A 13,542-nucleotide genomic window follows, 5' to 3' on the forward strand; every position below is an offset into this window, starting at 1 on the left:
TCATATTGACTAAATCAATAGAATTAGCCGTACAGAACCCCATCACATAACTCCTCAATATGATTGTGCTCAAGGACTTACCGCTGTCAGAGTGGCATAAAGCCTGAAAACACAGGACTTTTGCATGATGAAATACGTTGTACTTTTGGCACTCTCACTGTTCACTTCTCTCTCTGGCTGGGCTTTTTCCCTCGACAACGCCGATATTCGACTCCTCTGTCCGCAGCGCGGGCAAATCGAGGTGATCCTTCATCGCTATGAACATACCCAGCAATCCTGGGGGCAGCATCACTTTGAAACCGGCGGCGGCCACGTTCGCCAGGGGCCGCTGCTGGTGATCCCGTTTGCCAACCTCGATCAGATGATTTACCACCAGACCACCGGCGAGTTTGCTTACTGGTATGCCGAAACGGAAAAACTGGTGCGCTGTCGGCTGCTGAGTCTGACGACCACCTATCCGGTAGACATTCCTTATTATCGTGAGTAGCGTATCCATCGACGCACAAAATACGATTGCCCTGCTCCCCCCGAGGGTGAAGAAATCACCGCATCGAGTGACACTGTCACCTTTTCACCATTCTGTCTCCAGGCTGGCTATTGTCAGGGGGCATAAACCCTGCTTTGATAGCGTATCGATGATATCCCCGCGCCTCGCCCGGGGATATCGATAACATTGACTCCCCGACGCGCAGAAGATGCCCCTGGGGCGCCAGACAGGTTTCTCTTGAATACGCGGTAATGTAATGAAAAAGCTGTTCGTGCAGTTCTATCTTCTGCTCTTCGTCTGCTTTCTGGTGATGACCATGCTGGTCGGTCTGGTCTATAAATTTACCGCGGAGCGCGCCGGACGGCAGTCGCTTGACGATTTGATGAAAAGCTCGCTGTATCTGATGCGCAGCGAGCTGCGGGAGATACCGCCGCGCGACTGGAGTAAGACCCTTAAAGAGCTGGACCTGAATTTATCGTTTGATCTGCACATCGAGCCGATCAGCAAATTTAAGCTGTCGGAAAGCTCGATGCAGCACCTGCGCGCCGGCGATATCGTCGCCCTCGACGATCAGTACACCTTTATTCAGCGCATTCCCCGCAGCCACTATGTGCTGTCGGTGGGCCCGGTGCCCTATCTCTATTTTCTGCATGAGATGCGCCTGCTGGACGTGGCGCTGATGGCGTTTATTGCTATCTCGCTGGCCTTTCCGGTGTTTATCTGGATGCGCCCGCACTGGCAGGACATGCTGCGCATTGAGACGGCCGCCCAGCGCTTTGGCGAAGGTCACCTCAGCGAGCGCATTCACTTCGACAGTATGTCCAGCTTCGAGCGGCTCGGGGTGGCCTTTAACCAAATGGCCGATAACATTAATGCGCTTATTGCCAGCAAAAAGCAGCTGATTGACGGCATCGCCCATGAACTCAGGACACCGCTGGTACGCCTGCGCTACCGTCTGGAGATGAGCGAGAATCTCACCGAGGCGGAATCGCAGGCGCTGAACCGCGATATCGGTCAGCTGGAGGCGCTGATTGAAGAGCTCCTGACCTACGCCCGCCTCGACCGCCCGCAGACGGAGCTCAGCCTGACGACTCCCGATTTTCCCGCCTGGATCAGCGATCACGTCGAGGATATTCAGATGGTTAACCCACAGCGCGAGGTCGCCCTGGCGACGCTGACCCACGGTAACTACGGCGCGCTGGATATGCGACTGATGGAGCGGGTGCTGGATAATTTGGTCAACAACGCCCTGCGCTACAGCAGCCAGCGGGTGGCGGTCAGCCTGACGCTGCAGGGTTCGCGCGCATCGTTGCTGGTTGAGGATGACGGCCCGGGAATCGCCCCCGAGGAGCGCGAGCGGGTGTTTGAGCCCTTTGTCCGCCTTGACCCCAGCCGGGACCGGGCGACAGGAGGCTGCGGCCTCGGCCTGGCGATTGTCCACAGTATCGCCCAGGCGATGGGCGGCGAGGTGCGCTGCGAGGCCAGCCCTCTCGGCGGCGCCCGCTTCTGCTTTAGCTGGCCGGTCTATCATCAGCTGCCTGATTTCACCTCTGTCTGAATAAAACTTGCGCAGAAGCCGCGGGCTGGGTATGCTGCAAAAATCTAATAGTATGTTGTAACTAAGGTGGTAATAATGGCCAGCTACGACCTCGTTGAACGTCTGAATAATACCTTTCGCCAGATCGAGCTGGAGCTGCAGGCGCTCCAGCAGGCATTAAGTGACTGCCGTCTGCTGGCGGGCCGGGTATTTGAACTGCCGGCGATCGGTAAGGATGCCGAGCACGATCCGCTGGCCACTATTCCGGTGGTGCAGCACATCGGCAAGACGGCCCTGGCGCACGCCCTGCGCCACTACAGCCATCTGTTTATCCAGCAGCAATCGGAAAACCGCAGCAGCAAGGCCGCCGTACGCCTGCCGGGGGCTATCTGCCTGCAGGTTACCGCCGCGGAGCAGCAGGATCTGCTGGCGCGTATTCAGCATATCAATGCCCTGAAGGCCACCTTCGAGAAGATCGTCACCGTCGACTCCGGCCTGCCCCCCACCGCCCGTTTTGAGTGGGTACACCGTCATTTGCCGGGGTTGATCACCCTAAGCGCCTACCGCACGCTGACGCCCCTCGTCGACCCGAGCACCATCCGCTTCGGCTGGGCCAATAAGCACGTCATCAAGAATCTGACCCGCGACCAGGTGTTGATGATGCTGGAGAAAAGCCTGCAAGCGCCGCGGGCGGTGCCGCCGTGGACCAGGGAGCAGTGGCAGAGCAAACTGGAAAGGGAGTATCAGGATATCGCCGCCCTGCCGCAGCGGGCGCGGCTGAAAATAAAACGACCGGTGAAAGTCCAGCCGATCGCCCGCGTCTGGTACGCCGGCGAGCAGAAACAGGTACAGTACGCCTGCCCCAGCCCGCTGATCGCCCTGATGTCCGGCAGCCGGGGGGTCAGCGTACCGGATATTGGCGAGCTGCTGAACTATGATGCCGACAATGTGCAGTATCGCTACAAACCGGAGGCGCAGTCGCTGAGATTGCTTATCCCGCGCCTGCACCTCTGGCTGGCTAGCGAATAGCCAGGCTGCCGACCATCTCTTCCGGGCGCACCCAGCTGTCGAATTCGGCTTCCGTCAGGTAGCCCAGCGCCAGCGCCGAGGCTTTGAGAGTCAGCCCCTCATGGTGCGCTTTTTTAGCGATTTCCGCCGCCTTGTCGTAGCCGATATGGGTATTCAGCGCAGTAACCAGCATCAGCGACTCATTGAGCAACTGACTGATCCGCTCGCGATTCGGTTCAATACCCACCGCACAGTGCTCGTTAAAGCTCGCCATACCGTCCGCCAGCAGACGCACCGACTGCAGGAAGTTGTGGATGACCATCGGGCGATAGACGTTAAGCTCAAAGTTGCCGGAAGCACCGCCGATATTCACTGCCACGTCGTTGCCCATCACCTGGCAGCAGACCATGGTCAGAGCTTCGCACTGGGTTGGGTTAACCTTGCCCGGCATAATCGATGACCCTGGCTCGTTTTCCGGGATGGCGATTTCACCAATGCCGCAGCGGGGGCCGGAGGCCAGCCAGCGGACATCGTTAGCGATTTTCATCAGCGAGGCCGCCAGGCCTTTCAGCGCGCCGTGGGCATGGACCAGGGCATCCACAGTGGCCAGCGCTTCGAATTTGTTCGGCGCGGTGACAAATGGCTGTCCGCTGAGCGACGCCAGCTCGGCCGCCACCCGTACGGCATATTCCGGATGGGTATTCAGCCCGGTTCCTACCGCCGTCCCGCCCAGCGCCAGCTCGGCAAGATGCGGCTGACTGGCTTCAATGTGCTTCAGGCTATGGTCCAGCATCGCCACCCAGCCGGAGATCTCCTGGCCTAAGGTGAGCGGCGTGGCGTCCTGCAGATGGGTGCGGCCGATCTTGACGATATCCCTGAAGGCCACTGCTTTTTCATTGAGCGTCGCCCGCAGCGCCTGCAGCGACGGGATCACTTTTTCCCGCAGGGCAATCAGCGCCGCGACGTGCATGGCGGTGGGGAATACATCATTTGAGCTTTGGCTCTTATTCACATCGTCATTGGGATGAATTTTTCGCGCCATCCCCCGTTCTCCGCCGAGCAGTTCACTGGCGCGGTTGGCCAGCACCTCGTTCATATTCATATTGCTTTGGGTGCCGGAGCCGGTCTGCCAGATAGCCAGGGGGAACTCCTGCGCGTGCTTTCCGGCCAGCACTTCGTCAGCGGCGGCGACGATCGCCCCGGCTTTCTCCGCCGTCAACAGTCCGAGATCCTGGTTAACCTTCGCCGCCGCCCGCTTGGTCAGCGCCAGGGCGTATATCAGCTCCCCGGGCATTTTTTCGGTCGAGATGCGGAAATGCTCCAGCGAGCGCTGGGTCTGGGCGCCCCAGAGTTTATCGGCCGGGACCTCGATGGCGCCCATCGAGTCTTTTTCACTGCGATGCGTTGTCATTACTTTCTCCTTGGATGAAAAGTGCGTCATAGCGACAAAGCTCACCTGCTTAAAAGACTAAGTATTGGCCAGATTGATAAGTTGTTTTGGTGGTTCGTGCCGCGAAGCGACATAAAAAAAGCCGCCCCGAGGGGCGGCCCAGACCGCTGACAAAATGCAATCGTCGGGATTGCCCGGCGGCGCTGCGCTTGCGCGGGCCTACAGAGAACTGCATAACTTATTGATATTGCTGTTTTTCGTAGACCAGGTAAGGCGAAAGCCGCCGCACGGCAGAAAGGCGCTCACCCTAACGAAAACAGGTTTGTCATCGACCAGCGCCGCCCCGAAGGGCGGCGTGGGTTACTTCACGCAGCGGGCGCACTGCGAGGTCTGGATCTGCTGGAAGAAGTCATTGCCTTTATCATCAACGAGGATAAAGGCCGGGAAATCCTCCACTTCAATTTTCCAGATAGCCTCCATACCCAGCTCCGGATAGGCCACGCACTCGAGGCTCTTGATGCTCTGCTGGGCCAGCACTGCCGCCGGGCCGCCGATACTGCCGAGGTAGAAGCCGCCGTGTTTGTGGCAGGCGTCGGTGACCTGCTGGCTGCGGTTGCCTTTCGCCAGCATGATCTTGCTCGCCCCATGGGACTGCAGCAGATCAACGTAAGAGTCCATGCGGCCTGCAGTGGTCGGCCCCAGAGAGCCGGAGGCGTAACCGTCCGGCGTCTTGGCCGGACCTGCGTAGTAGATCGGGTGATCTTTGACGTACTGCGGCAGCGCCTCGCCGTTGTCGATAAGCTCCTTCAGCTTAGCGTGGGCGATATCGCGGGCGACGATGATAGTCCCGCTCAGCGACAGGCGGGTGGACACCGGATACTGCGACAGCTGAGCCAGGATCTCGCTCATCGGCTGGTTAAGATTTACCTTCACCGCTTCGCCTTCCCCGGCCTGGCGCAGATGCTCAGGGATATATTTCCCCGGGTTGCTCTCCAGCTTCTCGATCCAGATGCCGTCGCGGTTAATTTTGGCTTTGATGTTGCGGTCGGCGGAACAGGAAACCCCCATCCCTACCGGGCAGGAAGCGCCGTGACGCGGCAGACGGATCACGCGGATATCGTGGGCAAAGTATTTGCCGCCGAACTGCGCGCCGAGACCAAGGTTCTGCGCCTCCAGCAGCAGCTCCTGCTCCAGTTGCACGTCGCGGAACGCCTGGCCGTGCTCGTTACCTTCGGTCGGCAGGCCATCGTAGTATTTGGTGGACGCCAGCTTCACGGTCTTCAGCGTCGCTTCCGCCGAGGTACCGCCGATCACGAAGGCGATATGGTACGGTGGACAGGCGGCAGTACCGAGGGTGCGCATCTTCTCGACGAGGTAATTTTTCAGCTTCGCCGGGGTGATCAGCGCTTTGGTTTCCTGGTACAGATAGGTTTTGTTCGCCGAGCCGCCGCCCTTGGCGATGCAGAGGAATTTGTACTCATCGCCATCGGTAGCATAGAGATCGATCTGCGCCGGCAGGTTGGTGCCAGTGTTAACCTCTTTATACATATCCAGCGGCGCGTTCTGCGAGTAGCGCAGGTTGTCCTGGATATAGGTGTTATACACCCCCTGCGCCAGGGCGGCTTCATCGCCGCCGCCGGTCCACACGCGCTGGCCTTTTTTACCCATGATGATCGCGGTGCCGGTGTCCTGGCAGGTGGGCAGAATACCTTTGGCGGCGATATCCGAGTTGCGCAGGAACTGCAGCGCGACGTATTTATCGTTTTCGCTGGCTTCCGGATCGTTAAGGATATCCGCCACCTGCTGCTGATGCGCAGGGCGAAGCATAAAGGAGGCGTCGTGGAAAGCATGCTGCGCCAGAAGGGTCAGCGCCTGAGGGTCAACTTTTAGCACTTCCTGGCCGGCGAATTCGGCGACGGAGACGTAATCACTGCTGAGGAGATAATACTCGGTGTCATCCTTTTTGAGCGGAAAAGGATCCTGGTAAACAAACGGTTTATTCGACATTGTACTCTCACTTACTGCTTTGGCTGATTATGTTTCAGGCAGGGACTCCATGTGCCTGTAGAAAAGCGAGTCGAACAATCTTACACAATTTTTTAACAAAAACTGAGACAAGGACGACTTTTTCTTTCAGCAGTTGCTTCTCCACCGTTTGCTGGTTTAATAGGGCGATAAAATTTACTTTGTTTGAAACAGGGATTGAGAATGCAAAAGCTGATTAACGCCGTGCAGAACTATGCATGGGGAAGCCACACCGCCTTAACCGAACTGTATGGCATCGCCAACCCGGACAATCTGCCGATGGCAGAGCTGTGGATGGGGGCGCATCCGAAGAGCAGCTCGCAGATCCTGGCGGCCGACGGCCAGCCGCGTTCACTGCGCGAGGTGATTGACGCGGAAAAAGCCGCTCTGCTCGGCGACAAGGTTGCCGCCCGCTTTGGTGAACTGCCGTTCCTGTTTAAGGTACTGTGCGCCGCTCAGCCACTCTCAATTCAGGTGCATCCCAACAAGCAGGCCTCGGAAGAAGGTTTCGCCCGCGAGAACGCCGCCGGTATCCCGCTCTCCGCCGCCGAGCGTAACTACAAAGATCCGAACCACAAACCGGAGCTGGTTTTTGCCCTGACGCCGTTCCTGGCGATGAATGCATTTCGCGAGTTCAGCGAGATTGTCACCCTGCTGCAGCCGGTGGCTAGCGCGCATCCGGCAATCGGCGCCTTCCTGCAGCAGCCGGACGCGACTCACCTGAGCCAGCTGTTTGCCAGCCTGCTAAATATGCAGGGTGAGGAAAAGGCCAAGGCGCTGCAGGTGCTGCGCGACGTACTGGCCCGTGAACAAGGCGAACCGTGGCAGACAATCCGCCTGATCGCGGAATTCTATCCGGACGACAGCGGCCTCTTCTCCCCGCTGCTGCTGAACGTAGTGAAGCTGAACCCAGGCGAAGCGATGTTCCTGTTTGCTGAAACGCCGCACGCCTATCTGCAGGGGGTGGCGCTGGAGGTGATGGCCAACTCGGATAACGTACTGCGCGCCGGCCTGACGCCGAAATACATTGATATTCCTGAGCTGGTTGCTAACGTCAAGTTCGAGGCTAAACCGGCGGGTGAGCTGTTGACCCAGCCGCAGCGTCACGGCGCGGAACTCGACTTCCCGATCCCGGTGGAAGATTTTGCCTTCTCCCTGCATGACCTCTCCGCCGAGGCCAGCGATCTGGCCCAGGCAAGCGCGGCGATCGTGTTCTGCGTCGACGGTGAAGCCGTACTGCGCAAAGGCGACCAGAGCCTGACCCTCAAGCCGGGCGAGTCGGCCTTCGTGGCCGCCAGTGAATCGCCGGTGCAGGTCAGCGGCCGCGGCCGCGTGGCGCGCGTTTTCAATAAGCTCCAGTAAGCGACTGACCCTTCAGGTCGCGCTTACTGTTGGTGATAACTCAGCCAGGCGGTCTCTCCGCCTGGCTTCATTTATGGATAAATGCTATGAAAAAATCGCTGGTCGCAGCAGGAGTCATCGTGGCGCTGGGCGTGGTATGGACAGGCGGCGCCTGGTTCACCGGTAAACAGCTGGAAGGCCGGATCGCCGATATGGTGCAGCAGGCAAACGCCCAGCTGCGCAGCAGCGCGCCGGAGTCAGGTCTGGAGCTGAGCTATCAGGACTACCAGCGCGGGCTGTTCAGCAGCCATCTGCAGCTGGTGGTGAAGCCGATCGCCGGTCAGGCTAACGGCTGGCTGGCCGCCGGGCAGAGCGTGGTGCTTGACGAAGTGGTCGATCATGGCCCCTTCCCGCTGGCCTCGTTAAAAGCCTTTAATCTGGCGCCGGCAATGGCGTCCGTCCACACCACGCTGGTGAAAAACGACGCCAGCCAGGCGCTGTTCGAGATAGCCAAAGGCGACACCCCCTTTACCGTCGATACGCGCATTGCCTACAGCGGCGACAGCCAGTCGGCTATCGTCCTTAACGCCCTCGACTACGCTAAAGGCGATGAGAAAGTTACCTTCAGCGGCGGTCAGTTCCAGCTCGACGCCGACCGCGACGGCAAAAACATCAGCCTGAAGGGCCAGGCCGGCAGCGGGCAGATCGATGCGCTCAACGAATATAATCAGAAGGTACAGCTGCGCTTCGTCAACCTGACCACCGACGGCGCCACCGAGCTGGCCAGCTTCAACGAACGTATCGGCCAGCAAAAAATGACCCTCGATAAACTGGCCATCAGCGTGGAAGGCAAAGAGCTGGCGCTGATCGACGGCATGGCGCTGGACGGCGGCTCGACGCTGACCCAGGACGGCAAAGGCGTGAACAGCCAGGTGAACTACACCGTCAACAGCCTCAAGCTGCAGGGGCAGAATATGGGCAGCGGCAAACTCACGCTGAAAGTGGATAACGTCGACGGTCAGGCGTGGCACCAGTTCAGTCAGCAGTACAGCGCGCAGTCTCAGGCGCTGCTGGCGAAACCGGAGCTGGCGCAGAATCCGGAGCTGTATCAGCAGGCCCTCACCGAAACGCTGTTCAATGCGCTGCCGATCCTGCTCAAAGGCAACCCGTCGGTGACCATCTCTCCGCTGAGCTGGCGCAATGCCAAAGGCGAAAGCACCCTCAACCTCTCGGTTCTGCTGAAAGATCCGGCCCAGGTGACCGCTCCGCCGCAGACCCTGGCGGACAGCCTGGATCGCGTGGTGCAGTCCCTGGACGGCAAAGTGGTGATCCCGGTGGATATGGCGACGGAGTTTATGACTAAGATCGCCGGTCTGGAAGGCTATCAGCCGGCCGATGCCGCCAAGCTTGCCGATCAGCAGGTCAAAGGCCTGGCGGCGATGGGCCAGATGTTCCGCATTACCACCATGGAAGATAACGCCATCAGCAGCAGTCTGCAGTACGCGAACGGCCAGGTGACGCTGAACGGACAGAAAATGCCGCTGCAAGACTTTGCCGCGATGTTTGGTCTGGAAGCGCCTTCGCTGCCGGACAGCGCGCCGCAGGAAGGCCAGCCGCAGCAGGAAGGCCAGCCGCAGCAGGATGACGCCGCTCCTCAGCAGGACGACGCCGCCCCGCAGCCGTAACTTATCGGTACAGGAGACGGCCAGCGCGCGCCGTCTCCCTCATTTTCGCGTCACCAGCCGCGGGGGCATAATCTGGTTTCGCGTCTCGCCAGTCCCCTCTTCCAGCCGCCGCAGCATCGAATCCGCCAGGCTTTTCCCCATCTCCCGCGCCGGGGTGGTCACCCAGGTGAGAGGCAGGTCGTCGAGGGCGGCCTCCGGCACGTCGGCAAACGCCGCCAGCGCCACCCGCTGCTCAAAGTAGCTCTCGACGCCATCTTCCCCGCTCTGTCTTCCAGCCCGTAACAGACCGAACCACGCGCCGGTGGCTACCACGTTGTTGTAGCACAGCACCGCGGTGATGGTCGGATTCTGGCGCAGCAGGCCGGTCATCGCCTCCGCCGCCTGCTTCTGACTGGACTCGCACTCCAGCACCCATTCGCTGTGAAACGGCAGGCCGTATTTCAGCAAGGTGGCGCAATAGCCGCCGACCCGCTCGGCGCGCGTCAGCGAAGCACTCTGCCCGCCGAGCCAGGCGATCCGCTGATGGCCGCGGCGGATAAGATGCTCCGTCACCAGCTGCGCCGCCTGCATGTTGTCCGGGCGGATCAGGTCGACATCGTCAAGATAGCTGGCGCGGGAAGCAAACACCAGCGGCACCCCCGCCTCCGCCGCACGCTCGCGCAGCTCGCTCACGCGGTCGATCGCCCCGGCGATAATCACCCCGTCCACCCCCTGCGCCGCCAGCGTATCAAACCGCTGGGCCATCTTTTCGCCGCTGCGGCCTCCCTGGGTGAGAAATACCATTTTCCCCTGCCTATCCAGGGCATCGGTGAGGCCGGCGGTTAATTCAGCATAAAACGGTTTTGACAGGTCGCTGACGATAAGGCCAATCACGCCGCTCTGCCCACCGCGCAGCGAGGCCGCCTGACGATTGCGCACAAATCCCAGCTGTTCGATAGCCTGATTAACCCGCTCGCCGGTGGCGCTGGAGATGCGCCCTTTGCCGCTCAGTACCAGTGAAACGGTACTCACGGAGACGCCGGCAGCCAGCGCCACATCATTGATGGTGATCTTTTTTGCGATAGCCATAACCTGCTGGCTGACTCCCTTGCCTGTCGATAAATCGTTTTATCATTGTGCGATCTTTATAAACCTTATTATCGCTTGAATATGTGATTTTTATCGCACTAAAAAGTGATAAAACGTTTTATCTTGCCGTGGCGTTAGTTCTCCCGACCACTTATGAATCAGGAACCGTGCTATGACGGCGAAAACAGCACCAAAAATCACCTTATGGGAATTTTTCCAGCAGCTGGGAAAAACCTTCATGCTGCCCGTAGCGTTGCTCTCGTTTTGCGGGATCATGTTGGGGATCGGCAGCTCGCTAAGCAGTCACGATGTTTTGAATCTGCTGCCGTGGCTGGATATGCCGCTGCTGCAGGCCATCTTTATCTGGATGAGCAAGGTCGGCTCCTTTGCCTTCAGCTTCCTGCCGGTCATGTTTTGTATCGCCATCCCGCTGGGTCTGGCGCGAGAGAACAAAGGCGTCGCCGCCTTCGCCGGCTTCGTTGGCTACGCGGTCATGAACCTGGCGGTCAACTTCTGGCTGACCGCGAAGGGTATTCTGCCCACCACCGACGCCGCGATCCTGAAGGCCAACAATATCCAGAACATTATCGGCATTCCGTCAATCGATACCGGGATCCTCGGGGCGGTGATCGCCGGGATTATCGTCTGGCTGCTGCATGAACGCTTCCATAACATTCGCCTGCCGGACGCCCTGGCCTTCTTCGGCGGCACCCGCTTCGTGCCGATCGTCACCACCGTGGTGCTGGGGCTGGTCGGGCTGGCGATCCCGCTGGTGTGGCCAGTCTTCGCCATGGGGATCAACGCCCTCGGGAAGATGATCAACAGCGCCGGGGATTTTGGGCCGATGATCTTCGGCACCGGCGAGCGACTGCTGCTGCCGTTTGGCCTGCACCATATTCTGGTGGCGCTGATCCGCTTTACCGAAGCCGGCGGCACCCTCGACGTCTGCGGCCACAGCGTCAGCGGCGCGCTGACCATCTTCCAGGCGCAGCTGAGCTGTCCGACGACCCACGGCTTCGCCGAAAGCGCCACCCGTTTCCTGTCGCAGGGTAAAATGCCGGCATTCCTCGGCGGCCTGCCGGGAGCCGCGCTGGCGATGTACCACTGCGCCCGTCCGGAAAACCGACATAAAATTAAAGGCCTGCTGATCTCCGGGGTCATCGCCTGCGTGGTCGGCGGCACCACCGAGCCGCTGGAGTTCTTGTTCTTGTTTGTCGCGCCGGTCCTGTATGTCATCCACGCGCTGCTGACCGGTCTCGGCTTTACCATCATGGCGGTGCTCGGGGTAACCATCGGCAACACCGACGGCAATATCATCGACTTCGTGGTGTTTGGCATTCTGCATGGCCTGGCCACCAAGTGGTATCTGGTGCCGGTGGTGGCGGCTATCTGGTTCGCGGTCTACTATGCCATCTTCCGCTTCGCCATCACTCGCTTCAATCTGAAAACGCCGGGCCGCGACATCGACACTGCCGCCAGCGTGGAGAAAGCCGTCGCCGGTACCATCGGCAAATCCGGGTATAACGTACCGGCGATTCTGGCGGCGCTCGGCGGCGCAGAGAACATTGTTTCGCTGGATAACTGCATTACCCGTCTGCGCCTGTCGGTGCACGATATGAGCAAAGTGGACGCCGCCGCGCTGAAAGCCCATCGCGCCATCGGGGTGGTACAGCTCAACCAGCATAATCTGCAGGTGGTTATTGGCCCGCAGGTACAGTCGGTAAAAGATGAGATGGCCACGCTGATGAATACCGTGCAGGCCTGATCCCACTAGTCCCCCTCCGCTACGGAGGGGGCGCTCGCTAAGGAAGCTCCAATGTTTGATTTTGCCACCCCTATCGATCGCCACGGCACCTGGTGCACGCAATGGGACTATGTCGCCGACCGGTTTGGCGCCGCCGATCTGCTGCCGTTCACTATTTCCGATATGGATTTCGCCACCGCGCCCTGTATTCTCGACGCCGTCAGCCAGCGGCTGGCCCACGGGGTGTTCGGCTACAGCCGCTGGCGCAACGAGGCGTTTCTCGGGGCGATTGCCCACTGGTACGCCAGCCGCTTTAACAGCGACATCGATCCGCAATCTGTGGTCTACGGACCGTCGGTTATCTATATGGTGGCGGAAACCATCCGCCAGTGGTCGAAAGAAGGCGACGGCATCGTGGTCCACACCCCTGCCTACGATGCGTTCTATAACACCATCACCGCTAACCGGCGGCGGATTGCCCCGGTGCCATTGATCCTGAAGGATAATCGGTGGCGCTGCGATATGGAGCGCCTGGAGGCGGCGCTGGCGGAGCCAAAGAATACCCTGCTGCTGCTGTGCAGCCCGCACAACCCAACGGGGAAAGTCTGGCGTCGCGAGGAGCTGGAGACCATGGCGGCCCTGTGTCAAAAACATGGCGTCAGGGTGATTAGCGACGAAATTCATATGGACATGACCTGGAGCGAACACCGCCATATCCCGTGGAGCGAGGTCGCTCAGGGACCATGGGCGCTGTTCACCTCCGGTTCGAAGAGCTTCAATATTCCGGCCTTTACCGGGGCCTACGGCTTTATCCCCGAAGAGAACGAGCGCGACAGCTACCTGCAGGCGCTAAAGGGTCGCGACGGGCTCTCTTCCCCTTCCGTGCCGGCGCTGGTCGCCCATATCGCCGCCTACCGCGACGGGGCTCCCTGGCTCGATGCCCTGCGCGACTACCTGCAGGCGAATATGCGCTATGTCGCCGACACGCTCAACAACACCTTCCCCGCGCTCGGCTGGCAGCCGCCGGAGGCCACCTACCTGGCATGGATCGACCTGCGCCCGCTCAACGTTGACGATCGCGCGCTACAGCAGGCGCTGATCGCCGAACAGAAGGTGGCGATTATGCCGGGTTATACCTATGGTCCTGAGGGCAACGGCTTTCTGCGACTCAACGTCGGCTGCCCGCGCGAGAAGCTGGAACGCGGTGTCGAAGGACTGATTGCCGCCCTGCGCAGCCTCAGCTGATTCGACGCGCAA

Annotated in this window: 10 protein-coding genes; 7 read left to right on the forward strand and 3 right to left on the reverse strand. The window is 59.9% G+C overall.

What is annotated here, in order from left to right; genetic code table 11:
- Positions 1-124 precede the first annotated feature (124 nt).
- The 3 genes from ACR809_RS13735 to tus all read left to right on the forward strand — a co-directional run bounded on the left by ACR809_RS13735 (position 125) and on the right by tus (position 3,053).
- Positions 125-487, forward strand: a complete 363-nt coding sequence (locus ACR809_RS13735; RefSeq protein ID WP_002903374.1) for a hypothetical protein — start codon at positions 125-127, stop codon at positions 485-487.
- A gap of 256 nt (positions 488-743) precedes the next feature.
- Positions 744-2,045, forward strand: coding sequence for a two-component system sensor histidine kinase RstB (rstB, locus tag ACR809_RS13740; RefSeq protein ID WP_110229001.1), 1,302 nt, complete (start codon positions 744-746; stop codon positions 2,043-2,045).
- A gap of 75 nt (positions 2,046-2,120) precedes the next feature.
- Positions 2,121-3,053 (forward strand): DNA replication terminus site-binding protein, encoded by a 933-nt coding sequence (gene tus, locus ACR809_RS13745; RefSeq protein WP_004183886.1) that lies wholly within the window; start codon positions 2,121-2,123, stop codon positions 3,051-3,053.
- Here the strand turns inward: tus and fumC are convergent.
- Together fumC and fumA are read right to left on the reverse strand one after the other, a co-directional pair.
- Entirely contained in the window at positions 3,043-4,443 is a 1,401-nt protein-coding gene (gene fumC, locus ACR809_RS13750; RefSeq protein ID WP_002903315.1) for a class II fumarate hydratase, read from the reverse strand. The genes tus and fumC overlap by 11 nt on opposite strands.
- A 339-nt stretch (positions 4,444-4,782) precedes the next feature.
- A complete protein-coding gene (gene fumA / locus ACR809_RS13755) occupies positions 4,783-6,429 on the reverse strand; it encodes a class I fumarate hydratase FumA (RefSeq protein ID WP_002903313.1) in 1,647 nt (548 codons plus the stop codon).
- 201 nt (positions 6,430-6,630) lie between these two features.
- Between fumA and manA the strand changes: the two genes are divergently transcribed.
- Positions 6,631-7,809, forward strand: a complete 1,179-nt coding sequence (manA, locus tag ACR809_RS13760) for a mannose-6-phosphate isomerase (RefSeq protein WP_040248830.1) — start codon at positions 6,631-6,633, stop codon at positions 7,807-7,809.
- A gap of 86 nt (positions 7,810-7,895) precedes the next feature.
- Complete coding sequence (locus ACR809_RS13765; RefSeq protein ID WP_046043190.1) at positions 7,896-9,473, forward strand: YdgA family protein; 1,578 nt, start codon at positions 7,896-7,898, stop codon at positions 9,471-9,473.
- Positions 9,474-9,512: 39 nt separating this feature from the next.
- Here the strand turns inward: ACR809_RS13765 and ACR809_RS13770 are convergent, their stop codons facing one another.
- Positions 9,513-10,541 carry a Mal regulon transcriptional regulator MalI gene (locus tag ACR809_RS13770; RefSeq protein WP_122051345.1) on the reverse strand — a complete coding sequence of 343 codons (1,029 nt, stop codon included), beginning with the start codon at positions 10,539-10,541 and terminating at the stop codon, positions 9,513-9,515.
- 172 nt (positions 10,542-10,713) lie between these two features.
- Here ACR809_RS13770 and malX point away from each other — a divergent pair, with 172 nt between their 5' ends.
- Positions 10,714-12,306 carry a maltose/glucose-specific PTS transporter subunit IIBC gene (gene malX / locus ACR809_RS13775; RefSeq protein WP_122051346.1) on the forward strand — a complete coding sequence of 531 codons (1,593 nt, stop codon included), beginning with the start codon at positions 10,714-10,716 and terminating at the stop codon, positions 12,304-12,306.
- Between the two features lie 51 nt (positions 12,307-12,357).
- Positions 12,358-13,530, forward strand: a complete 1,173-nt coding sequence (locus ACR809_RS13780; protein ID WP_122051347.1) for a MalY/PatB family protein — start codon at positions 12,358-12,360, stop codon at positions 13,528-13,530.
- Positions 13,531-13,542: the final 12 nt, after the last annotated feature.

The sequence above is a fragment of the Klebsiella sp. CD33 genome, from assembly GCF_051992865.1.
Classification (GTDB): Bacteria; Pseudomonadota; Gammaproteobacteria; order Enterobacterales; family Enterobacteriaceae; genus Klebsiella; species Klebsiella pneumoniae.